The sequence below is a fragment of the Rhizobium moroccans genome (assembly GCF_057559155.1).
Window position 1 is genome coordinate 34025 of sequence record NZ_JBHFJG010000013.1, and the last position, 20926, is coordinate 54950.

Consider the following 20926-nt stretch of genomic DNA (forward strand, 5'->3'; position numbering starts at 1 on the left):
GGAAGGTGATCAATGACGGGAACTCGTCCGAGGTGAGCCCACATGCCGGGAATGGACCGCCTTGCAACGGGAGCGGAGAGGGCAGGCTGTGCAAACCGGATTGTGCAGGTGGCAGATCTTCTGGCCGTGAACCTTGATCATGATGTGCAGGTTCATGAAGTCCTCGGCGGTCCAATCCTCCATGGCTGCCACCACTATTTCGGTTGCCGCCCAGGCGGTGCTTTTGGGACCGATAATGCCGAAACGCTCGAACACCCTCAGGACATGCGTATCCGCCACGAAGAGCTCGGCATTCAGATTACTGAAGTTCAATGTTGCAGCCGCAACCTTCGGCCCGACACCATCGAGGGACTCGAGCCATGCCATCGCGTGGTTTCTTGAAAACCTCTCCAGGAAGGAAAGGTCGAAATCCGGATGTTCCGCCGCAATCGCCCGGAGAGCCTTCTGAAGGTGGCCCGCCTTGTCGCCGGCGAACCGGACTTCGCAGATCAGGTCATGAATATCCTCGACCGAAGCGGCCAGGAGATCCAGCAATTTCGGGTAGACGGTCGTAAGCTGGTCGAAAGCCTGCTGCGAAACCGGATCGCGCGTCCTGCTGCTGATGAGGGATTTCACCAATTGACCGGCAGGTGAGAGTGGCGGCAGAAGCCGCACGAAATTGAGGATCGGCAGGAGCTGCGCGCGAATCCACCCGATATCCTGCCTTATGCCGAAATCCAGAGCGGTCTGCATTCCTCATTTAAGAACAAATGAGGAACAAAATCAAGCGCCGCCGTGCTCAGTGCACCGTATTGTAGATTTCGTCTTCCATGATTCGGAACGCTTCATGGAGCGATTCGACCAGAATATCGGTCAGCTCATCGGCGCCGCGCTCCTCTAAAAGCAGCGCAATCGTGGCATCCGGGATATCCGTGTTCAGATCAACTTCGTTCGACATGTCATTCGTCCTCGTCCTCGCCGTATCACATCACGGCCGATAAGGCGACATACGAACCGGTGCTTGCGCCGAGCTTGAGACCTGACGGCTCCGAATGCTGGCCGAACCAGCCAGGGGGCAAGGGCAGGGCATCCCGCCGCACGCGGGACGCCCTTTCCGCGCGAAGGATTATTGCGAAGGAGCGGGCGTTGTCGGCGCCGGCTGTGTCGTTGCCGGAGGCGTTGCGGGGGATTCTCCGGTCGGCTGGTTTGTACCCGGTATCAGGAAGAGCACTGCGAGGATGATAACGACGACGACCACGATGCCGATGATCATGTTTCTGTTGTTCATGGGCTTCCTCCATTTCAGCGGTGATCCTGGATTGCAGGACGGTCACCTTTGCGATGTGGAGCCATGCAAGGGTTTTTCAAGCCGGTGCGGGCCTGGGAAATGTCGAAGGTAGAGAATGCCATCCGCCGGACGGCCTTCCAAACTAGCGCTGAGAGATAGCACGAGAGCGTAACTGCGCCTGGAACCTTCGGCAGCCGGTTCACGTTGTGCGGACCGGAAACAGAAGGAGAATCACATGCTGAAATGGGCTCTCATCTTTCTGGTGATTTCGCTGATCTCGGGCTTCCTGGGCTTCTCCGGAGTTTCGGCCGCAACCGCGACGATCGCCAAGATCCTGTTCTTCATCTTCCTGATCGGTTTCGTCATTTTCCTGGTCCTCGCCCTGATGGCCGGAAGCCTGGCGTTCTGAAGTAAAGCCTGAGGTTTTCGATGGAAGCCACTGTTCCGGCGTGTCCGGTGGCTTTCGGTTCCTTGTCGGTGGCGGCAGCCTCGGCTATCCGGCGGGCGGCATACGCCGGAACCGTTCCACCGCTTCGTCTAGCTGCACCCACGTATGTTTCGATTGCTCGAATACCGACATGACAGGTGGCGTGAAGGCCGGATCGGCAAGTGAACCGACCGCCACCCCGATTATGAAAGGCGAGGCATCGGGCTTCCAGTAGACGGTCGAGCCGCAAGCCGGGCAGAAATGCATCCGGACCTTGCGACCGCTCTCGGCATTACGAATGAATTCCGTGGATGCTCCCGAAATCTCGACACTGTCTATCGAATAGAATGCGTTGGCGCTGAACGGCGCACCTGTTCTTCGCTGGCAAGCGAAACAGTGACACACCGCGGTCAATCGTGGCGGCTCGTTCAGCGTCAATCTAAGAGCGCCGCAGGCGCATTGGGCATTGGCCATGGAAACTCCTCCCGCTTGTAGGGTGAGATACGTGGATTTCGAATGAGGGCTGAAGTGCAAGCCGAACCGCAAATTCAGTGCGGCGGGCAATGCGGAGGGGCGGGGACCTGAAACATTTCAGGCTCGCGGTAGTGTCAATATAGACCGGGAAATCTCGAAATCCAGGGGGAACAATGCGGGCGGGAAGCGGCGGTTTGGGCGCAGTCGTCGGTTGGTCAAACCTGAGCCAACAATATTTCGGCCAGAGCCTCAGGATTCAGCCGTGCTACATTATGCCCACAGTCGAGGGCCAACGTCGACCACTCCGGCTCGTTGCTTAGGCGCTGATAAAGGTCAAGGAACGGACTTCCTTCCCATCCATGGGCGCCGACGAAGGTCTTGCGCGGCACTTCAAGCCAACGTCCGCTGAGATTGATGGATTGGAGAAACGTCCCGATCGGATGGGGCCGGCACCGCGGATCAAGATTGGGAGGCGGCGCGCAGTTCAGTCCGTCAGCCTTTGTGCCCGCGACGAACATATCCCGGAAACGAGGCGTCGTCAGTGACCAGACGGAGTCGCCGGATTCAGGCACATAGGCGTCTACATAGACCAATGCTCGGATTCGCGATGGCTCGGCGTCGGCCGCGCCGCTCACGACCATCCCGCCGTAGGACTGTCCAACGAGGACGAGGTCGCCGCGATGCGACCTCACAACATCAACGACCTCGCCTATGTGAGTTTCAAGATTGGCCGTCGGGGCGGGAGCATCGCCGAGCCCCGAGAGAGTGATCGGCAAGGCCTTGTGCCCGTGCGCAGTGAGTATATCTGCTACCTTCTGGTAGACCCAGCCGCCCTGCCAGCCTCCGGGAATCAGGATGAAAGTGGCCATATTATTCACCCCTGACTTCGGGGTTTGCCGAGCTTCGGCACGTCTTTGGCCGAAATCAAGGTCGCTGTGCCCGGCTGACTGCGCTGGTTGAAGTCGTATGACCGTGCTGAGTGCCTGTAAAGGGTCGAATCTCGGTGCGGCGGAACTTGCATTGGCCGAGGCTGTTAGATTCCTTCAGTGAGTGCTCTCCACTGGAGGTTTGCCATGCTTATCGAGCATCAGAGCAAGCGGCCGGACATAGATCCCTCCGCCTACGTGGCCCCGACAGCCGTGATCTGCGGCGATGTGACGATCGGTCCACGCACGCATGTCGCGTTCGGTGCGGTCATTGAGGCGCATGGCGCGCCGGTGCGGATTGGTGCCCAGTGCGTGATCCGCGAGAACCTCAATATCCGGAGCACCAGCCGGAACGCCGTCGAGATCGGCGACTATGTCCTGATTGGCCCGCACTCTTCGCTCAAAGGCTGCCTCGTTGAAGACGAGTGCTTTCTGGCGACGGGCGTTAGAATCTATCAAGGCGCGGTCGTTGGCCGGCGCACAGAGGTTCGCATCGATGGTGTGGTCCATGTGCGCAGCGTCCTGCCGCCGAATTCGCTTGTACCTATCAAATGGGTTGCAGTCGGCGATCCCGCCAAGCTGTTCCCGCCCGACAAGCACAAGGACGTCGACGCGATCCTCGCCAGGATGAACTTTGCAGATCAAGTCTACGGGCTGGAGCGCCGGTCCGGCAGTGGAGTCGACATGGACATGAAAGAACTCACCCGACGTGTCACCAGCGAGCTCACCGACCATCGCGACGATCGGGAGCTGTAGCGGTGCAGCCGCCACAATAATCGTGCACGAAAGGCGCGGCCATGCCTGAGCTCCGGTACGTCGAAGTGAACGGCGTCCGCATTGCTTATGACGATTTCGGCGAAGGTCCAGCCCGACGCGGGTCATCTGCCTCCCCTTGAGAACCCTGCGGCGGTCATTTCCAGGCTTCGTGTCTTTCTCGATGGGCTCAGGTGCAACACCCCGGGTCAACTCGCATTCGCCCAAAGCAGAGAGAGTAGAGCAAGGCTTTAGAGACTGTCATGGAGAACAAAAAATCGCTCGATGCGGCGGACACGGCCACTCTAGAAAACGCTGCGCAGCTCGCGTTGACGGCCTTCTGTTGGTGGCGCGCCGATCTCCCGCGCGAAATTTGCGAGGACTATTGGCGCGACGTGCACGGGATCATGTTTGCCCGCGCTCCGGGCCTGTGGCAGTACCGACAGCTTCGCCTTGCACCCAATCGTCCCGATCTTGGATTGTCGGTCGAGGGCATCTCGATCAACGCGCCGGCCGCCGCGCAGCCTCAGGGCATGCCGCACGCGCTCTTCCTGTCCGAGGCACACCTCAAGGCGTTCGCAAGCAGCCCGCTCCCAAAGGAGTACATTCCGAACGATGCAAAGAACTTCATCGGCCGTATCGGCGCCTTGCCGTCACCCGGCGGCCGCACGCTCGTTGACCGTATCAATGATCCGGCCATGCAGGGCGCTCCCTTGGCGCCGACCTTCGTCCTCTGCTTCGTTCCGAGGGCGGGAGCCCCGTCGGTCGAAATCATCCATCGCTACCTAGCCGAGCAGGTCGCACGCTCGTGGAGCGGGCATCCTGGCGTGCTGCGTTTGCGCGTCGAGCCACTTCCCCCTTACGAGCAGTCGGCAATGGCCTCGCCCAGCGTGCCGCATCAATGGCCTACCGGCGAGACTTACCTCGGCTGGATGGAACTGGCGGTGAGCCGCGAAGGCATAGTCGGCGATCTTTTAGCGGGCGCAACCGGACTGGCCGAACACGTCGGGATCGTCCACGCCTATCCGGTCCGGGAGATCTACACGATCATTTCGGCGGGACGGCCGACGGACGTCGGCCTGCGCGGCTATGCGGCGGCGCGGACGATCATCGCCGCGGGCGCCGACAATCAGCGCAGCGAGTCCCTCCTGGAGATACTTTTCGGTGATGCTATTCGTGGACGGGATCAGCCCATGTGACGAATCTAAAACGTCAAGTTCACCACTGGTGCCCGTGCGGTAATCGGCGATGATTTGATAGGGATCTCGCGGAATATCGCCCAATCGGCGGCGATTGGGGTGCCCAGAGGCGGGTTGAAATGGCGGATGGGGTGGGATTCGAACCCACGGTAGGCTCTCACCTACGCCGGTTTTCAAGACCGGTGCCTTAAACCGCTCGGCCACCCATCCGCATGAGTCTTTTCAACTGGTTCTTCCAAGTGGCTGAGATGCTTAGAAATCCGTCACCGGATATCTCATTATTCGGCGTTTCCGGCCGATTTGCCACCCATTCACTCAGGGGCTGGCTTTTAAGCAGCTTTGATCGCAGCGTCAACTTGCTCTGCGGTGTTCGCGTATCCCGGTGATTGCCATCCGCGGGATCCGGTTGGTGCGAGAATGGTGGAGGTGATGGAAGCGGAGCCGGGTAGGGCCGTCACTCGCCGCGCCGTCGCACACACGCCTCCGGATATGTTCGCATATATCCGGAAGGCGGTTCTTTTGCGCGGCCTTCGTTCGATGTGCGTTACGCGATAATGTAGACGATCTTGTGGGTCGAAGGCTCGACGATGACGATCCTACCGTCCGGAAGGACGAAATAGACGTAGTTTCGGTAGGCCGGCACCAGTTCGATGATGCGAGGCGGCAGCGGGTGCAGCGTCACGGTTTCGGGGATGGCAACCCCAACGTCGATATCGAAATCCACCGATACCGGCTCGGTATCACTCTCCACAATGACGTTGCGTATCTCGGTCTTCTGCTCCGTGGTAATTTCCACGCTTCCGCTTGTATCGGTAGAAGTGGAGCCGGAGCTGGTCTGCCCCGATTGGGATGAAGATCCGGTCGTGCCTTGCTGGCTGTCCCGCGTCGAGTCTGTCGAAGGTTGCTGGCCGGTCGTGCCGGTCGAACCCGCACCCGAACCGGAGCCGGAGGTCGAACCACCGCCGCTGCCCGTCGTCGATCCAGGTTGCTGCTGGTCCTGGGTGGATTGAGTGTTGTCGCTCCCACCGGACTGGGGCATGCCTGTCTGGGGCGTTGTGGACTGGGGCGTAGTGGATTGATCCTGTGCGCTGCCGCCCGTTTGACCCTGCGGCTGCGGTGCGGCTGGAGCGTCCTGCGATGTCCCGCTCTGTCCCTGTCTCGGAAGAACCGTCGTTCCCGTGCCGCCTTGTTGGCCACCGGAAGACGCGCCCTGCGCCAAGGCCGGAGGGGTTGAAAGCGCCGAGCCGGCAAGCAGCAGAGCGGCAAAGGCAGTGTTCGCGATTTTCATTTCATTTCTCCTCGATGTTTCCAAAACGTTCGCGACTTGCCAGCCGCAAACCTGAGTTTGGAACATTGCCTGCCGATTACTGTTCCCGCCCGGGCACCTTGTGACGGGCTTCTGGGACCTATGCTTTTTGCTGTTGAGACCTTGGTCGCAAGCGCGGCATGCGAAGGTCCCTGGCGGGAGAATATCTGCCCTCAAGATCGCCAGGAGACTGAGTGGAGTTGGAGTTTTTACGCAGCTCTCAGGTGTCTGGCTGCAATATTTGGTTAACCATAATCCATTGAATTCTAATTATATCTGTGGATTTTAATCGCATTTTTGCCACGTTCCGAGCAAAAGTCAGGCTTGCTGTCCCGCGCGTGACGAACACTGTCGCCTGTTGAGACAATGGTGCGGGAAAGCGGTTCCTGCAGCGGAAATTGATCGCCAGGTCTGTCGCTTTCACGGGGCGGGTGCGGCAGGGTGGCAAGAAAATGGACGGGGTTCGGGTTTGAGTGGCGGCAAGCTTTCGCTCGCAGCGAGATGGCTGGGAATATCGATGATCTGCGTCGGGATGGCTTCCTGTGCCACCACCGAGGCGCCGAAGAAGAAATCCCGCAGCAAGGAATATTTTTCCGAGAAGGAATACGGCGTCAAGGCGAGCCCTCGGGTCGTTTCCGATGGCAAGCCGGTGCCGAAAGGCGGCGGCCGCTTCATGGTCGGTAAACCCTATCAGGTAAAGGGAAAGACCTATGTCCCGCAGGAAGACGCGAACTATAACAAGAGCGGGCTCGCTTCCTGGTACGGTTCGGCGTTCCACGGTCGCCTGACTGCAAACGGCGAAGTCTATGACAGCTCGCATCTGTCGGCCGCGCATCCGACCTTTCCCCTGCCGAGCTATGCGCGGGTGACCAATCTGGAAAACGGCACGTCCGTCGTCGTCCGCGTCAACGATCGCGGCCCCTATCATCCCGGCCGGATCATCGACGTTTCCGACAAGACCGCAGAACTGCTGGACATGAAACGCACCGGCACCGCCAAGGTGAACGTGCAATATGTGGGGCGCGCCCGGATGGACGGCCGCGATATGCCGTTCCTGATGGCTTCCTATATCCGCAAGGGCGACCGCTTCCCGTCGGTCAATCCGGAAGGCCAGATCGCATCAGGCGTCATGGTCGCTTCCAACGCTCCGCTCGGCGATCAGTTGCAGAGCTACGGATCGGCGGTTCCCACGCCGATCGCAATGAACGGGTCGACGCCCAGCGGACCGGCGCCTGCCTCCGCTCCGGCTTCCGCCCATGCGTTCCAGGCTTTCGAGCAATTCGCGTCCCTGCCGGAACTCGGCCCCATGCCGGTCCAGCGGCCGCTCGAGCACATCCTGCAGCTTCCTTCCGGCAGCGCGGCTTCCGCCTATATCGCCGAGCCGGTCCGGACCGTGGACATCGCTTTCGATGCGGTGACGGTCCGCAATGACGGCCTGACGGAACAGTCCATTCTCTCCCATGCCGCCCGGCAGAAGGCGCATAATCCCCGACGTTGAACGAAGGGCGACGGTTGCCGGTTCCGGTGACCGCTGTTACCGATAGAACGAACGTTGATGGATGACCATGCGATACCGGCTGCTTTGCCTTTGCCTGACGATGATCCTGCAGGCGCTTTGCCTGACGGTCGTTGCGCGCGCCCAGGAAGCGCCGGCGCTTGCCTTTCCGACGAAGGCCAAGCAGGTCTACATGGTGGAAGCCAAGACCGGCACCGTGCTTCTCGCCTCCAACGAGAACCAGTCCTTTGCGGCGGCCTCGCTTGCCAAGCTGATGACCATGGAGGTCGTTTTCGACGCCCTCAAGCGGGGAGATGTCACGCCCGATACGCTGTTTCCGGTCAGCGAACATGCCTGGCGCAGCGGTGGCGCGCCCTCCGGCACCACCACGATGTTCGCGGCGCTCAAATCGCAGATACGCGTCGACGATCTGATCAAGGGCGTCATCGTCCAGAACGCCAATGACGGCTGCATCATCCTGGCGGAAGGGCTCTCGGGCTCGGAAGGCGAATTTGCCGCGCGCATGACGGCGCGGGCGAAAGATCTCGGCCTTTCGCGGTCGGTTTTCGGCAATTCGACGGGCCTGCCGGGTGCAGAGAGCAGGACGACCGCGCGCGATCTCGTGGAACTCGCCCGCCATACCTATCGCAACCACCCGGAATTCTACCCGATCTACTCGCAGCCTGATTTCGAATGGAACAAGATCTTCCAGCGCAACAAGAACCCGCTCCTGTCGCTGAACATGGGCATAGACGGGCTGGGGGCGGGGTTTGCGGAAGGATCGGGCTTTGCCTTCGTCGCCTCGGCTGAACGCGACGGTACGCGGCTTTTCCTCGCGATGGGTGGGCTTGCAAGCGACAAGGAACGCCTCGATGAGGCGAGGCGGGTGCTGGAATGGGGGCTCTCCTCGTTCGAGACCAAAGTGCTCTTCAAGCGTGGCGAGGTCGTCGGCCAGGCGAGCGTTTACGGCGGCTCCGCGCGCCATGTCGATCTTGTCGCGACGGAGCCGGTCGACATCTATCTGGCAACCAAGAACCCGGAGCGGCTGACGGGGCGGATCGTCTATCGCTGGCCGCTGCGCGCACCCGTGGCGGAAGGGCAGGAGGTGGGGACCCTTCGGATATTCTCCGGCGACAAGCTGGTGCGGGAGGTGCCGCTCGTGACTGCCTCGACAGTGGCGACGGGAAGCCTCGCCTCACGCGCGACGGATGCGCTCCTGGAGCTGATGTTCTTCTGGCTTTGAAAAGGTTTCCGTTTCGCATGTGCGGCAACATGCGTTAAACAGAGCCAATATTCGAATGAGGAAGCGTGGAAGAGCGTGTCGAGGCAATCCGGATTGTTCGTGACTTTCGAAGGCGGGGAGGGGGCCGGTAAATCCACCCAGATTCGCCGGTTGGCCGATTCGTTGCGCCGACGCGGTCACGACGTGCTGGTGACCCGTGAGCCGGGCGGTTCGCCGGGTGCCGAAGCGGTGCGCCATGTCCTGCTTTCGGGTGCCGCGGAAGAATTCGGCGTGCGCATGGAAGCGATCCTCTTTGCCGCCGCCCGCAACGATCATGTGGAGGAAGTGATCCGTCCGGCGCTCGAAAGCGGCGCAGTCGTGCTTTGCGACCGCTTCATGGATTCCTCGCGGGTCTACCAGGGCGTTACCGGCAATCTGGAGGCAGAGTTCATCGAAACGCTGCAGCGGATCGCAGTCAACGGCGTGGTGCCGGACTGCACGGTGATCCTCGACCTGCCGGCGGAAAAGGGGCTTGGCCGCGCGCGCAAGCGGGGCGCCGACAATGCGCCCGACCGGTTCGAGCGCGAGGAAATCGAAACCCACGAGAAGCGCCGGGAAGCCTATCTGGAGATCGCCGCGGCGGAGCCCGAGCGCTGCCACGTGGTGGATGCGGACCGGGCCGAGGACGAGATCGCCGGCGAGATATTCGCAATCGTCGAGCCGCTCGCGCGCGAACTGAGCTTCGGGCACCCGAATACGGAAACGGTCGGATGAGCGAAGAGAACCCCCATGTGCTCGACGGCGCGATGCCGCCGGCGCGCAATCCGAACCTGTTCGGGCACAAGGCGGCCGAGGATTTCCTGGCTCGCAGCTATCGTTCCGGCAAGGGCCATCACGCCATCCTGATCGAGGGGCCGGAAGGCATCGGCAAGGCGACGCTTGCATTTCGTTTCGCCAATCACGTTCTTTCCCATCCGGACCCTGCGACGGCGCCGGAACAGCTCGCCGCACCGGACCTTGGTTCATCCGTCAGCCGGCAGATCGCCTCCGGCGCCTCGCATAATCTTCTGCACCTGGCGCGGCCGGTCGACGAGAAGACCGGCAAGGCGAAGACCGCGATCACCGTGGACGAGGTGCGGCGCGCGGGGCACTTCTTTTCGCAGACCTCTGGCACGGGCAATTGGCGGATCGTCATCATCGACCCCGCCGACGATCTCAACCGCAATGCCGCCAACGCCATCCTGAAAATACTCGAGGAACCGCCGCGCCGCGCGCTCTTTCTGGTGCTCTCGCATGCGCCCGGCAAGCTGCTGCCCACCATTCGTTCCCGTTGCCAGCCGCTGAAGCTGTCACCGCTCGGAGACGATGACCTTATGCGGGCGCTAGGCGCGCTGGGGCTCCGTCTCGACGGCGGAAAGACGGAAGAAACGATCCGCGCCATGTCGAAGGGCAGCGTCGCCCGCGCATTGAAGCTCATGAACTATGGCGGAGCCGATATCATCGCCGCCTTCGACGAGGTGATGGTCGCCGACGGGCCGGCCGCGCGCAAGAACATGCACAGGCTGGCGGACGTGCTGTCGGCCAAGGACAGCGACGTGATCTTCGGCTTCTTCCTGGAGCATCTCGGCGACCATCTGATGGAAAGGGCGCGGCAGGCGGCGTTGAGCGGCAATCTGCAGGGGGCGGAACGGCAGGCAAAGCTCGTCAGCGACATCACCGAACAGATCACGGTGGCGCAGGCCTATAATCTCGACCGCAAGCAGACCATCCTTTCCATCCTGGAGGCGGCCAGGGCATAGCCGACGAGGGCAGGGGACGGAACAAGGCGCGGAACTTTGGGTTTCGTTCCCGCCAAACATGCGCTAAGAGCGGCATGAATTTCCTTCCATGTGCCCGAGTGCCGTCCATGCCGAACAAGACGCCCTTTTATATCACCACCGCGATTTCCTATCCCAACGGCAAGCCGCATATCGGCCACGCCTACGAATTGATCGCGACGGATGCCATGGCGCGCTTCCAGCGCCTCGATGGGCGGGACGTCTTCTTCCTGACCGGTACGGACGAGCACGGCCAGAAGATGCAGCAGACGGCCCGCGCCGAGGGTATCGCGCCTGAGGCGCTGGCCGAGCGCAATTCCAACGAATTCCTGGCCATGGGCAAGCTTCTGAACTCGTCGAACGACGATTTCATCCGCACCACTGAGCCGCGCCACCACGAGGCCTCGAAGGATATCTGGAACCGGATGGCCGATGCCGGCGACATCTACAAGGATACCTATGCCGGCTGGTATTCGGTGCGTGACGAAGCCTATTATGCTGAGGACGAGACCGAGGTTCGCGCGGACGGCGTTCGCTACGGACCCCAGGGCACGCCGGTCGAATGGGTGGAGGAATCCAGCTATTTCTTCAAGCTTTCGGCCTATGGCGAGAAGCTTCTCGAATTTTATGAGAAAAACCCGGATTTCATCGGTCCGGCCGAGCGCCGCAACGAGGTGGTCTCCTTCGTGAAATCCGGGCTCAGGGATCTCTCGGTGTCACGCACGACCTTCGATTGGGGCATCAAGGTTCCGAACGATCCGGCTCACGTGATGTATGTCTGGGTGGACGCACTCACCAATTATCTTACCGCGACCGGCTATCTGGAGGACCCGAACGGTCCGCGCGCAAAATACTGGCCGGCGGACGTGCACATCATCGGCAAGGACATCATCCGCTTCCATGCGATCTATTGGCCGGCCTTCCTGATGTCGGCGAAGCTGCCGCTGCCGAAGCGCGTCTACGCCCATGGCTTCGTGCTGAACAAGGGCGAGAAGATGTCGAAGTCGCTCGGCAACGTGGTCGATCCGTTCGAACTTCTCGAAAAGTTCGGGCTCGATTACGTGCGCTATTTCCTCTGCCGCGAGATTTCCTTCGGCCAGGACGGCAACTGCAACGATGAGCTGATCGCGACCCGCGTCAATGCCGATCTCGCGAACGGCATCGGCAATCTGGCGAGCCGCTCGCTCTCGATGATCGTCAAGAACTGCGACGGAAAAGTGCCCGAACCCGGTGAACTCACCGATGCCGATCGCGCCATGCTGGCTTCCGTGGATGCGCTTCTCGACATCTGCCGCGAGGAAATGGGCAAGCAGGCCATCCACAAGTCGCTCGCGGCAATCATTGCCGTCGTTTCTGAGACGGACCGGTATTTCGCCGGACAGGAGCCCTGGGCGCTGAAGAAGACCGATCCCGAGCGCATGGGCACCGTGCTCTACGTGACGGCCGAGGTGGTCCGCCAGATCGGAATTCTGCTTCAGCCGTTCATGCCGGATTCGTCCGCAAAGCTGCTGGACCTCGTGGCCGCGCCGGCCGACAGGCGCGATTTCGAGGCGCTCGGAGAGGCTGGCCGACTTGTTCCCGGTACGCCGCTGGAAGCGCCGAAGCCGGTTTTCCCACGCTATGTGGCGCCGGAAACGACCGGCGTGTGAGTTTGCTATGCTGATCGATACCCATTGCCACCTGGATTTTGCCGATTTCGCGGAAGAGCGCGACGCGATCATATCGCGCGCCCACGAAGCCGGCGTGCAGCAGATGGTGACCATCTGTACGCGGGTTCGCAAACTCGAGAACATTCTGGCGATTGCGGACAAGTATCCGTCGGTTTTTGCCTCCGTCGGCACGCATCCGAACAATGCGGGCGAAGAACTCGATATCCAGGCGGATGATCTCGTAAGGCTTGCGGAAAGCCACGAGAAGATCGTGGCGATCGGCGAAGCCGGCCTCGATTATTTCTATGACACGCAGACGCCGGCTGACCAGAAGATGGGTTTCCTGCGCCATATCGAAGCCGCACGGCAGACACAGCTTCCGCTCGTGATCCACAGCCGCAGCGCCGACGAGGACATGGCGGCAATCCTGACGGAAGAAAGCGGGAAGGGGGCTTTCCCCTTCATTTTGCACTGCTTTTCCTCCGGGGCCGACCTCGCCCGCACCGGCGTGGAACTCGGCGGCTATGTCTCGTTTTCCGGCATCCTGACCTTTCCGAAATCCGAGGAGCTTCGGGAAATCGCGAAAACCGTGCCGCTCGATCGGCTTCTGGTGGAAACGGACGCGCCGTATCTGGCCCCGAAACGCTGGCGCGGCAAGCGCAACGAGCCTTCCTATGTGGTCAATACGGCCGAAGTGCTCGCCGAATGCAAGGATGTGAGCTACGAGGAGATCGCGCGGGCTACCACGGACAATGCATTCCGCGTCTTCTCCAGGATGCCGAGGCTCTGACACGTGGCCTATCGCCGGCGCTTCACCATACTCGGTTGTTCGTCGTCTCCCGGCGTTCCGCGCATCAATGGCGATTGGGGTGCCTGCGATCCTGAAAACCCGCGCAACCGGCGGACGCGCGCCGCCTTCATGGTCGAGCAGATTGCGCCTGACGGCGGCCGTACGACGGTGGTGATCGACACGGGTCCGGATTTCCGCGAGCAGATGATCGCGGCGCGCGTCGAACGGATCGATGCGGTGCTCTATACTCACGCGCATGCGGACCATCTGCATGGCATCGATGACCTGCGCGGCTATTTCATCATGCAACGCCGGCGCATTCCGATCTATGCCGATGCGTTGACCATGGAGCGCATTCGCCAGGGCTTCGGCTATTGCCTGGAGACGCCGCCCGGCGGCAATTATCCGCCGATCGTCGAGCCGACGCTGATCGAGAACATGGAAGAGCCGATCGTCATCGACGGTCCAGGCGGGCCGATCCGGCTCATGCCGTACATGCAGGTACATGGCGATATCCATTCTCTGGGCTTCCGGATCGGTGGCGTGGCTTATTCCAGCGACGTCAGCGACTTTCCGCCCGAGACGATTCCAAGGCTTGGCGGATTGGACATGCTCGTCATCGACGCTCTGCAGTATCATTACCATCCAAGCCATCTGTCGCTGGAACAGGCACTCGACTGGATCGCTCGGCTTGCGCCGAAGCAGGCGGTTCTCACACATATGCACACACCGCTGGATTACGAGACGGTCCGCACTGAGACGCCGCCGAATGTCGAACCCGCTTATGACGGGATGACGTTCGAGTTCGAGCTGGCCGAGGACGCGCTCTGACTTATATGAGCGGATTAGAGAACTTGCATAAGCCTTTTGCCGCTCTTGCATATCCAATAGTTCCATAATCTATCTTATGTGATTTTGGGATGTAGCCGGGCACATTTTATTTCCAACCGCGACCTGCCGGGCGAAAGCCCCTATTCGTCTGCCAGGACATGTATTGACACCAAGCGGTCGCCGGTGCTGCATCTTGCCGATGAGCACCGGCAGCTCCGCGGGCACAGACGGAAAGCGTGTCCTCGGCTAGCGAGCCAGTTTACTATCAGTTGCAATAATTTGTCCTGCTGTGCTCCAATGGGCTGGCGATCACACTAGCTCGGTACCATTCGCGCAATCGGAGGGATATAATGCTGAAATTCAAGATGAGATTTTTGTTGATCGCGATTGTGCCGCTGGCACTTGCCGGCTGCGTCAGTGCCAAAGATCAGCGCACATCGGATCAAGATAAATGCGCTTCATATGGTTACCGGCCGGGAACTAACGGCTTTGCTAATTGCATGATGTCCCGTGACGAGCAGCGCAGCGACGACCAGCAGCGCACAATGGAATCACTAGAACAGCAGGATCGAAGAGACCGAAGGCGCTTGCAAGATCTCGAGTCCACAGCCGGCGTTACTGGCGTTACTGGCGGCACTGATGTCATCGGCAACAGGCCTCAGTACGACAAAGATGGCAATCCCAACTTCGATACGCAAGGCAACTACCAAGGCTGCCACGGAATCGGCTGCCAAGTCGACAATCCCGACGATCAATAGCCTGATGACAAAAATCACGGCACAAACACAGCCAGCCCCGGCAAGGTGCCCTCTCCCGGCACCTGCCCCCTATTCGGCCGCCGTCCGCATTTCCTCGATTTCGATTTCGTAGGAATAGCCTTCCAGCATGGCATAGGCCTGCTCGATGGCCTTTATATCGGCTTCCGCCTTGATCATCGCCTCGCCGATCGTATCGCAGCGCGACCTCAGCATGCGGCCGAGCACGTCGGTTCCGGGCTTTCTGCCGATACGGTCGATATGATTGCGGATGCGCGCGCGGTGGCGCTCCATTTCGAGAATGTGAAACCGTGCCTGAACGATCTTGTCGGTGAGTTTTCGGCGCATGGCCGCGACCGGATCGAAACTTCCCGGCTCGCGCTCGTCGAGAATGACCTCGTTAACGAGCATTTCCAGCACCAGCACCCCTTGCAGATCCATGGGATCGGCGAGCGCCGGATCGTAGCCGGTATCGTCATAAACCTTGCGGCGTACGGGATCGTTGAGCAGTTCGTAAGATGTCGTGAGCTTGCCGAAGGCCTCCGCATCGCCGCCGGAATCGGGATGCGCCTTCTTCACCCGACGGCGATAGGCAAGCTTGATGGCTGCGGCATCAGCGTCGCGTGAAACACCAAGCGTTTCGTAAGGATCGATCACCGCTTCACCTGTCTCCGGGGAAATGAATCCAGCTTCGTCGCCGTCCTAACGGGTCCGGCTCCCGGTCTCAACCCCTTACGGAATCTTGTGGCCAATTAGCGGCAATGGCAAGGCTGCAATTCATCGGCGCGTAAATCCGAGCCACGGCCGGCGCCCTTCCGCCACGGGCGCCATGAGGAAGCTCAGCAGGATGAAGGGCAGCAGAACCAGGAAGCTGGCGATCAGGCCGACATGTTCCGCGATGAAGCCGAGCAGCGGCGGAACGCCGATCGTACCGAGCATCAAGGTAAGCGCAAGGGCCGCAAGGCTTTCGGATGCCTGACCCTTGCCGCGCTCGATCGCGGTGGAGACCGCCAGAGGAAATGCAAGTGCTACGCCACAGCCGATGAGGAAAAGCGCAAAGCCGCCGACAATCAGTCCCGGCGCGGAAACGAGCAGGATGACGCCCGCTCCCACCGAGACAGCCGAGGCGCGCAGGAGTGTCGCCGCGCCGAACTTCTCGCGCAGCATATCTCCGCTGAGCCGTGTCAGGCCCATACCGATCGTGAAGGTGGCGTAGAGCATTCCGGCGGCTACGGGACCGGCGCCCAGCACCTCGCGGATGAAGAATATGCCCCAGTCATAGACCGCGCCTTCGACGATGCAGAGGCCGAAGACCATGACGCAGATCAACAGGATCGTCCTGTCGGGAAGCACATAGACCGGCCTCCTGCGATCCGGCTGGATCACCGGCGCCACCTCCCGGGGCATCATCCGCAAGGCGATGAGGCAGGAGAGGATCACAAAGGCAGCGGCCATCGCCTGGTGGAAGAAGGGCGTCACTCCCCTGCCCGCCAGGAAGCCGGAAACCAGCGAGCCTGCAAGCAGGCCGATCGACCAGAAACCGTGGCTGCGCGAGAGAATCTTCCTGCCGGTGCGGTGCTCGATGCCGGTGGCGATCATATTGGCGGCGACATCGAAAATGGTTCGAAAGAAGCCGAAGAGGAAAAAACAGAGCAGGAAACCGCTGAACGGAACGATGGTAAGCAATGGCGTGAGCAGAGCCGTAATCGACAAGGTTGCGACCGCCGTCAGACGGGGCGTCAGCCGGTCGGTCACGCGGCCGGCGATGGGCAGCGCCAGGAAGGTTCCCAGGGGAGCGCTGAGCAAGGTGAATCCCAGGATCGCCTTGTCGACGCCGAGCGAAAGCTGGATGGCCGGCAAGCGCGTGAACAGGGAAACGAAGAGGATGGCATTGCAGAAATAGAGCAGCGCGGAAGGCGCGAGCGTAGACATGAAGGAATCCGGCGAATCGCAATTTGCGCCATTCGTCGCATTCGCCATGCGCGGCCACAAGATTTCATTGCGAAAGGCTGCGTTGTTCAGCACGCAGGCTTTCCATGATAGGCTTCCCGCGTCACGCTTGGAGAACGCCTATGTCGGTTCGCTTCGCCTCCGCTTTCGTGTTTCTTATTCTCCTTTCCGCCCCGCCCTCGAGAGCCCAAGATCCGGTTCTGGAAGCCCAGGCCGTCATCTCGGAACAAATCGCCGCGCTGATGGCGGATGATGCGGAAAAGGCTTATTCCCACGCCTCTCCCGGTATCCGCAGCCTCTACCCCGACAAGGAACGGTTTCTCGACATGGTCCGCAAGAGCTACGAGCCGGTCTATCAGGCCGGCAGCTACGCCTTCGGCCGTTCCAAGCTCGTGGGCGGTGGCGAGATGGTGCTGCAGGAAGTCCTGATTACCGATCCGAAAGGCAAGGACTGGACCGCCATCTACGAGCTTCGGCTGATGGATGACGGCAGCTACAAGGTCAACGGCGTGCGGATGCTTCCAAACAGCACCAGCACCGGCATCTGAAGGCAGAGCCGGCGAGCGAGATCAGACGTCTCCCCTCGCCCAGACCTCCTGCGTTTCGGCATAGAAGTCGGCGAAGCGCCCCTCGGCGATCGCCTTGCGGATGCCTTTCATCAGATCCTGGTAGTAGGAAAGATTGTTCCAGGACAGCAGCATGCCGCCGAGCGCTTCGTCGGAGCGGACGAGGTGATGCAGGTAGGCGCGGGAATAATCGCGCGCCGCCGGGCAGCTCGACTCCTCATCCAGAGGACGCAGGTCTTCGGCATGCTTGGCGTTGCGGATGTTGATGCGGCCACGGCGGGTGAAGGCCAGGCCATGCCGTCCGGAGCGGGTGGGCATCACGCAATCGAACATATCGATCCCGCGCGCCACCGATTTCAGAATGTCATCGGGCGTGCCGACGCCCATCAGATAGCGCGGCTTTTCGCTCGGCAGAACCGGAAGCGTCGTTTCCAGCATCTGCAGCATCACTTCCTGCGGCTCGCCGACCGCAAGGCCGCCAACCGCATAGCCCTTGAGATCGAGTTCCTTCAGGCCCTCGGCGGAGCGAATGCGCAGGTTGGGCTGATCGCCGCCCTGGACGATACCGAACATGGCCTTCCCGGGCTGGTTGCCGAAGGCGACCTTGCAACGCTCCGCCCAGCGAAGCGACAGTTCCATGGCCCGCTCGATCTCCTTCGGCTCAGCCGGCAGCGCCACGCATTCGTCGAGCTGCATCTGGATATCGGAGCCGAGCAGTCCCTGTATCTCGATGGAGCGCTCCGGGGACATGTGGTGCAGGCTGCCGTCCACATGGCTCTTGAAGGTGACGCCCTTCTCGTCGAGCTTGCGCAAGCCGGCCAGCGACATGACCTGGAAGCCGCCGCTATCGGTGAGGATAGGATGCGGCCAGCGGATGAGCTCATGCAATCCGCCGAGGCGGGCCACCCGTTCGGCGCCCGGCCGGAGCATCAGGTGGTAGGTATTGCCGAGAATGATATCGGCGCCGGTCTCACGCACCTGGTCGAGATACATGGCCTTGACCGTGCCGACCGTGCCGACCGGCATGAAGGCCGGCGTGCGGATCGTGCCGCGCGGCATCGAAACTTCACCAAGCCGGGCGCCGCCATCGGTGGCCTTGAGGGTGAACTGAAAGTTCTCGGTCATTTGTCTTTCCGGAAAAGCAGGCTCGCGTCTCCATAGGAGTAGAAGCGGTAGCCTGTCGAGATCGCATGGGCATAGGCCGAGCGCATGGTCTCGAGCCCTGAAAAGGCCGAGACCAGCATGAACAGCGTCGATCGTGGCAGATGGAAGTTGGTCATCAGCATGTCGACCGCCTTGAAGCGATAGCCCGGCGTGATGAATATGCCGGTTGCTCCACTCAAGGGCGCTATCACGCCGTCATCGGTGGCGGTGCTTTCGACGAGACGAAGCGAGGTCGTGCCGACGCAGACGATCCGGCCGCCTCTTGCCTTGACGGCATTCAGCCGCGCAGCGGTATCGGCACTAACGTAGCCGATCTCCTGATGCATCTTGTGATCGGCGGTATCGTCGGCCTTGACCGGCAGGAAGGTCCCGGCCCCCACATGCAAGGTGACGAAGTGCCGTTCGATGCCGGCTGCATCGAGGGCGGCGAAGAGTTGCGGCGTGAAGTGCAGGCCGGCCGTCGGAGCTGCGACCGCGCCTTCCTCGCGGGCGTAGATGGTCTGGTAATCCTGCCGATCCTTGTCGTCTTCGGCCCGCTTGGCGGCGATATAAGGCGGCAGGGGAATGTGTCCCACCGCCATGATGGCCTCGTCCAGCATCGGGCCTGAGAGATCGAAGCGCAGAGTGACTTCGCCGCCCTCGCCCTTCTCTTCCACGGTGGCGGCGAGCGAGCCGATCATGCAGGCATTACCGCCGTGACCGAACTCTATCCGATCGCCTACCTTGATGCGCTTGCCGGGCTTGGCGAATGCCTTCCAGGCATCCGGCGCGGTGCGCATGTGAAGGGTGGCGGAGACCTGCTGACCGCCCGCTCCTTCCCTGTGGCGAATGCCTTCGAGCTGAGCCGGGATGACCTTGGTATCGTTGAAGACCAGCGCATCGCCCGGTTTCAGGAAGCTCGGCAGTTCCGAAACGCGGTGATCGGCGAGCTCGGGCTCATCGCCCGGCCGTACGACGAGCAGCCGGGCGCTGTCGCGCGGGCTTGCGGGCCTCAGCGCAATGCTTTCTTCGGGCAGATCGAAATCGAACAGATCGACGCGCATGTGTCAGTTTCCGAACAAGCAAAGCCCGCTCCGACGACGACCGGCGGAGCGGGCTTTCATTGAATGACGATCAGACGTCGGCGGCAACCCGCATGGAGACGATCGAGTCCGGGTCGCTGACCGGCTCGCCCTTCTTGATCGTGTCGACGACGTCCATGCCCTCGATGACCTGGCCCCAGACGGAATATTGCTTGTTCAGCCAGGGTGCATCGGTAAAGCAGATGAAGAACTGGCTGTTTGCCGAGTTCGGGTTCTGCGAACGCGCCATCGAGCAGGTGCCGCGCACGTGCGGCGTTGCCGAGAACTCGGCCTTCAGGTCCGGCTTCGCCGAGCCGCCCATGCCGGCGCGAGCCGGGTTAAAGCTCTCGCCGCCCTTCTTGCCGTACTGAACGTCGCCGGTCTGCGCCATGAAATCGGAAATGACGCGGTGGAAGACGACGCCGTCATAGGCCTTCTCGCGGGAAAGTTCCTTGATGCGGGCGACATGCTCCGGCGCCACCTGCGGCAGAAGCTGAATGACAACCTTGCCCTTGGTGGTTTCCAGGATGACAGTGTTTTCCGGATCCTTGATCTCGGCCATGGCCTTCTCCTTTATGTTTGGCGCATAGGCGATGCGCTTGGAACTTACTTGCCGACGGTGACCTTGATCATCCGGTCGGGGTCGGAAACCTCTCCGTTGCCGCCCTCGCCGCGCTTGATCTTGTCGACGTTCTCCATGCCCGAAACCACCTTGCCGATGACGGTGTACTGGCCGTTCAGGAACGAGCCTTCGTCGAACATGATGAAGAACTGCGAGTTGGCGGAATTCGGGTCCTGGCTGCGTGCCATGCCGACGGTGCCGCGCTCGAAGGGAACCTTGGAGAATTCAGCCGGAAGGTCCGGCAGGTCGGAGCCGCCGGTGCCGGCGCGCGAGGCATTGAAGCCATCCTCCATATCGCCGAACTGGACGTCACCTGTCTGGGCCATGAAGCCCTGGATGACGCGGTGGAATGCGACATTGTCATATTCGCCCTTGGCGGCCAGAGCCTTGACCTGCGCAACATGCTTCGGCGCGACTTCCGGCATGAGCTGAACGACCACCGGGCCATCCTTGAGCTGGATGGTCAGGAAATCGTCCTCGGCGGCGAGCGCCGGCATGACGAAGGAAGCCAGGGCAAAGGCGCCGGCAATGGCGAGACGAAGCAGTTTCATGCGGAACTCCGATGAGTGAAGGACGGATCAGCGTTTCAGCTTGGCATTCAGGGCGTTCAGGACCGCGGCCGGCACGAAAGCGCTGACATCGCCGCCCCAGG

General features: G+C 61.2%; 24 protein-coding genes, 1 tRNA gene and 1 pseudogene. 12 read left to right on the forward strand and 14 right to left on the reverse strand.

What is annotated here, in order from left to right; genetic code table 11:
• Positions 1 to 9: 9 nt before the first annotated feature.
• From ACE04I_RS09810 to ACE04I_RS09820, 3 genes are all read right to left on the reverse strand, one after another.
• Complete coding sequence (locus tag ACE04I_RS09810) at positions 10 to 732, reverse strand: endonuclease III domain-containing protein (RefSeq protein WP_046792268.1); 723 nt, start codon at positions 730 to 732, stop codon at positions 10 to 12.
• 46 nt (positions 733 to 778) lie between these two features.
• The gene (locus tag ACE04I_RS09815) at positions 779 to 937 is read right to left on the reverse strand and encodes a hypothetical protein (RefSeq protein WP_170986349.1); all 159 of its coding nucleotides are present in this window, start codon (positions 935 to 937) and stop codon (positions 779 to 781) included.
• A 168-nt stretch (positions 938 to 1105) separates the two neighbouring features.
• Positions 1106 to 1267, reverse strand: coding sequence for a hypothetical protein (locus tag ACE04I_RS09820; protein WP_170986348.1), 162 nt, complete (start codon positions 1265 to 1267; stop codon positions 1106 to 1108).
• 235 nt (positions 1268 to 1502) lie between these two features.
• Between ACE04I_RS09820 and ACE04I_RS09825 the strand changes: the two genes are divergently transcribed.
• Positions 1503 to 1676, forward strand: coding sequence for a DUF1328 domain-containing protein (locus ACE04I_RS09825; protein WP_046792269.1), 174 nt, complete (start codon positions 1503 to 1505; stop codon positions 1674 to 1676).
• An 84-nt stretch (positions 1677 to 1760) separates the two neighbouring features.
• On the opposite strand, the gene ACE04I_RS09830 is transcribed toward ACE04I_RS09825, so the two are convergent.
• Both ACE04I_RS09830 and ACE04I_RS09835 read right to left on the reverse strand, forming a co-directional pair.
• A complete protein-coding gene (locus tag ACE04I_RS09830; protein WP_487207003.1) occupies positions 1761 to 2168 on the reverse strand; it encodes a GFA family protein in 408 nt (135 codons plus the stop codon).
• Between the two features lie 215 nt (positions 2169 to 2383).
• Entirely contained in the window at positions 2384 to 3037 is a 654-nt protein-coding gene (locus ACE04I_RS09835; protein ID WP_046792270.1) for an alpha/beta hydrolase, read from the reverse strand.
• Positions 3038 to 3241: 204 nt separating this feature from the next.
• On the opposite strand from ACE04I_RS09835, the gene ACE04I_RS09840 reads away from it, so the two are divergent.
• Both ACE04I_RS09840 and ACE04I_RS09845 read left to right on the forward strand, forming a co-directional pair.
• Complete coding sequence (locus ACE04I_RS09840) at positions 3242 to 3850, forward strand: gamma carbonic anhydrase family protein (protein WP_046792271.1); 609 nt, start codon at positions 3242 to 3244, stop codon at positions 3848 to 3850.
• Between the two features lie 260 nt (positions 3851 to 4110).
• Positions 4111 to 5046 (forward strand): hypothetical protein, encoded by a 936-nt coding sequence (locus ACE04I_RS09845; protein ID WP_046792272.1) that lies wholly within the window; start codon positions 4111 to 4113, stop codon positions 5044 to 5046.
• A gap of 120 nt (positions 5047 to 5166) precedes the next feature.
• Here ACE04I_RS09845 and ACE04I_RS09850 read toward each other — a convergent pair.
• Positions 5167 to 5256 (reverse strand) — tRNA-Ser (locus ACE04I_RS09850).
• 334 nt (positions 5257 to 5590) lie between these two features.
• Positions 5591 to 6334 carry a DUF1236 domain-containing protein gene (locus ACE04I_RS09855; RefSeq protein ID WP_137326811.1) on the reverse strand — a complete coding sequence of 248 codons (744 nt, stop codon included), beginning with the start codon at positions 6332 to 6334 and terminating at the stop codon, positions 5591 to 5593.
• Positions 6335 to 6869: 535 nt separating this feature from the next.
• Between ACE04I_RS09855 and ACE04I_RS09860 the strand changes: the two genes are divergently transcribed.
• From ACE04I_RS09860 to ACE04I_RS09895, 8 genes are all read left to right on the forward strand, one after another.
• Positions 6870 to 7850 (forward strand): septal ring lytic transglycosylase RlpA family protein, encoded by a 981-nt coding sequence (locus ACE04I_RS09860; protein WP_046792273.1) that lies wholly within the window; start codon positions 6870 to 6872, stop codon positions 7848 to 7850.
• Positions 7851 to 7917: 67 nt separating this feature from the next.
• Complete coding sequence (locus ACE04I_RS09865) at positions 7918 to 9090, forward strand: D-alanyl-D-alanine carboxypeptidase family protein (RefSeq protein ID WP_082118231.1); 1173 nt, start codon at positions 7918 to 7920, stop codon at positions 9088 to 9090.
• Positions 9091 to 9165: 75 nt separating this feature from the next.
• Entirely contained in the window at positions 9166 to 9843 is a 678-nt protein-coding gene (gene tmk, locus ACE04I_RS09870; RefSeq protein ID WP_046792275.1) for a dTMP kinase, read from the forward strand.
• The gene (locus ACE04I_RS09875; RefSeq protein ID WP_046792276.1) at positions 9840 to 10868 is read left to right on the forward strand and encodes a DNA polymerase III subunit delta'; all 1029 of its coding nucleotides are present in this window, start codon (positions 9840 to 9842) and stop codon (positions 10866 to 10868) included. Before tmk ends, ACE04I_RS09875 begins: the two co-directional genes overlap by 4 nt.
• A 107-nt stretch (positions 10869 to 10975) precedes the next feature.
• Positions 10976 to 12535, forward strand: coding sequence for a methionine--tRNA ligase (gene metG, locus ACE04I_RS09880; RefSeq protein ID WP_046792277.1), 1560 nt, complete (start codon positions 10976 to 10978; stop codon positions 12533 to 12535).
• 7 nt (positions 12536 to 12542) lie between these two features.
• Entirely contained in the window at positions 12543 to 13325 is a 783-nt protein-coding gene (locus ACE04I_RS09885; protein WP_046792278.1) for a TatD family hydrolase, read from the forward strand.
• A 3-nt stretch (positions 13326 to 13328) separates the two neighbouring features.
• A complete protein-coding gene (locus tag ACE04I_RS09890; protein ID WP_487207004.1) occupies positions 13329 to 14156 on the forward strand; it encodes an MBL fold metallo-hydrolase in 828 nt (275 codons plus the stop codon).
• Positions 14157 to 14506: 350 nt separating this feature from the next.
• Complete coding sequence (locus ACE04I_RS09895; RefSeq protein ID WP_046792280.1) at positions 14507 to 14914, forward strand: hypothetical protein; 408 nt, start codon at positions 14507 to 14509, stop codon at positions 14912 to 14914.
• A 69-nt stretch (positions 14915 to 14983) separates the two neighbouring features.
• Here ACE04I_RS09895 and ACE04I_RS09900 read toward each other — a convergent pair whose 3' ends face one another.
• Positions 14984 to 15568, reverse strand: coding sequence for a J domain-containing protein (locus ACE04I_RS09900; RefSeq protein WP_046792281.1), 585 nt, complete (start codon positions 15566 to 15568; stop codon positions 14984 to 14986).
• A gap of 120 nt (positions 15569 to 15688) precedes the next feature.
• On the reverse strand, positions 15689 to 16843 hold the full coding sequence (locus tag ACE04I_RS09905) for an MFS transporter (RefSeq protein WP_170986294.1): 1155 nt from the start codon (positions 16841 to 16843) through the stop codon (positions 15689 to 15691).
• A gap of 140 nt (positions 16844 to 16983) precedes the next feature.
• Here ACE04I_RS09905 and ACE04I_RS09910 point away from each other — a divergent pair, with 140 nt between their 5' ends.
• Positions 16984 to 17409 carry a DUF4864 domain-containing protein gene (locus tag ACE04I_RS09910; RefSeq protein ID WP_046792283.1) on the forward strand — a complete coding sequence of 142 codons (426 nt, stop codon included), beginning with the start codon at positions 16984 to 16986 and terminating at the stop codon, positions 17407 to 17409.
• A gap of 21 nt (positions 17410 to 17430) precedes the next feature.
• On the opposite strand, the gene tgt is transcribed toward ACE04I_RS09910, so the two are convergent.
• The 5 genes and pseudogenes from tgt to ACE04I_RS09935 form a co-directional block, all read right to left on the reverse strand.
• Entirely contained in the window at positions 17431 to 18552 is a 1122-nt protein-coding gene (tgt, locus tag ACE04I_RS09915) for a tRNA guanosine(34) transglycosylase Tgt (protein ID WP_046792284.1), read from the reverse strand.
• Positions 18549 to 19634 carry a tRNA preQ1(34) S-adenosylmethionine ribosyltransferase-isomerase QueA gene (gene queA / locus ACE04I_RS09920; RefSeq protein ID WP_487207005.1) on the reverse strand — a complete coding sequence of 362 codons (1086 nt, stop codon included), beginning with the start codon at positions 19632 to 19634 and terminating at the stop codon, positions 18549 to 18551. Before queA ends, tgt begins: the two co-directional genes overlap by 4 nt.
• Positions 19635 to 19704: 70 nt before the next feature.
• A complete protein-coding gene (locus ACE04I_RS09925) occupies positions 19705 to 20214 on the reverse strand; it encodes a peptidylprolyl isomerase (RefSeq protein ID WP_046792286.1) in 510 nt (169 codons plus the stop codon).
• A gap of 44 nt (positions 20215 to 20258) precedes the next feature.
• Positions 20259 to 20825, reverse strand: coding sequence for a peptidylprolyl isomerase (locus ACE04I_RS09930; protein ID WP_046792287.1), 567 nt, complete (start codon positions 20823 to 20825; stop codon positions 20259 to 20261).
• A gap of 27 nt (positions 20826 to 20852) precedes the next feature.
• Positions 20853 to 20926, reverse strand: a pseudogene (locus ACE04I_RS09935) (pantetheine-phosphate adenylyltransferase); the annotation flags it as partial.

What these genes read in the sequence shown, in the direction of transcription:
- ACE04I_RS09855 (WP_137326811.1), bottom strand. Translation starts at nt 6,334, where the DNA reads ATGAAAATCGCGAACACTGCCTTTGCCGCTCTGCTGCTTGCCGGCTCG.
- ACE04I_RS09885 (WP_046792278.1), top strand. Translation starts at nt 12,543, where the DNA reads ATGCTGATCGATACCCATTGCCACCTGGATTTTGCCGATTTCGCGGAA.
- ACE04I_RS09875 (WP_046792276.1), top strand. Translation starts at nt 9,840, where the DNA reads ATGAGCGAAGAGAACCCCCATGTGCTCGACGGCGCGATGCCGCCGGCG.
- ACE04I_RS09810 (WP_046792268.1), bottom strand. Translation starts at nt 732, where the DNA reads ATGCAGACCGCTCTGGATTTCGGCATAAGGCAGGATATCGGGTGGATT.
- ACE04I_RS09815 (WP_170986349.1), bottom strand. Translation starts at nt 937, where the DNA reads ATGTCGAACGAAGTTGATCTGAACACGGATATCCCGGATGCCACGATT.
- ACE04I_RS09820 (WP_170986348.1), bottom strand. Translation starts at nt 1,267, where the DNA reads ATGAACAACAGAAACATGATCATCGGCATCGTGGTCGTCGTCGTTATC.
- ACE04I_RS09830 (WP_487207003.1), bottom strand. Translation starts at nt 2,168, where the DNA reads ATGGCCAATGCCCAATGCGCCTGCGGCGCTCTTAGATTGACGCTGAAC.
- ACE04I_RS09860 (WP_046792273.1), top strand. Translation starts at nt 6,870, where the DNA reads ATGATCTGCGTCGGGATGGCTTCCTGTGCCACCACCGAGGCGCCGAAG.
- ACE04I_RS09905 (WP_170986294.1), bottom strand. Translation starts at nt 16,843, where the DNA reads ATGTCTACGCTCGCGCCTTCCGCGCTGCTCTATTTCTGCAATGCCATC.
- ACE04I_RS09895 (WP_046792280.1), top strand. Translation starts at nt 14,507, where the DNA reads ATGCTGAAATTCAAGATGAGATTTTTGTTGATCGCGATTGTGCCGCTG.
- ACE04I_RS09845 (WP_046792272.1), top strand. Translation starts at nt 4,111, where the DNA reads ATGGAGAACAAAAAATCGCTCGATGCGGCGGACACGGCCACTCTAGAA.
- ACE04I_RS09825 (WP_046792269.1), top strand. Translation starts at nt 1,503, where the DNA reads ATGCTGAAATGGGCTCTCATCTTTCTGGTGATTTCGCTGATCTCGGGC.
- ACE04I_RS09930 (WP_046792287.1), bottom strand. Translation starts at nt 20,825, where the DNA reads ATGAAACTGCTTCGTCTCGCCATTGCCGGCGCCTTTGCCCTGGCTTCC.
- queA (WP_487207005.1), bottom strand. Translation starts at nt 19,634, where the DNA reads ATGCGCGTCGATCTGTTCGATTTCGATCTGCCCGAAGAAAGCATTGCG.
- tgt (WP_046792284.1), bottom strand. Translation starts at nt 18,552, where the DNA reads ATGACCGAGAACTTTCAGTTCACCCTCAAGGCCACCGATGGCGGCGCC.
- ACE04I_RS09910 (WP_046792283.1), top strand. Translation starts at nt 16,984, where the DNA reads ATGTCGGTTCGCTTCGCCTCCGCTTTCGTGTTTCTTATTCTCCTTTCC.
- ACE04I_RS09835 (WP_046792270.1), bottom strand. Translation starts at nt 3,037, where the DNA reads ATGGCCACTTTCATCCTGATTCCCGGAGGCTGGCAGGGCGGCTGGGTC.
- metG (WP_046792277.1), top strand. Translation starts at nt 10,976, where the DNA reads ATGCCGAACAAGACGCCCTTTTATATCACCACCGCGATTTCCTATCCC.
- ACE04I_RS09865 (WP_082118231.1), top strand. Translation starts at nt 7,918, where the DNA reads ATGCGATACCGGCTGCTTTGCCTTTGCCTGACGATGATCCTGCAGGCG.
- ACE04I_RS09840 (WP_046792271.1), top strand. Translation starts at nt 3,242, where the DNA reads ATGCTTATCGAGCATCAGAGCAAGCGGCCGGACATAGATCCCTCCGCC.
- ACE04I_RS09925 (WP_046792286.1), bottom strand. Translation starts at nt 20,214, where the DNA reads ATGGCCGAGATCAAGGATCCGGAAAACACTGTCATCCTGGAAACCACC.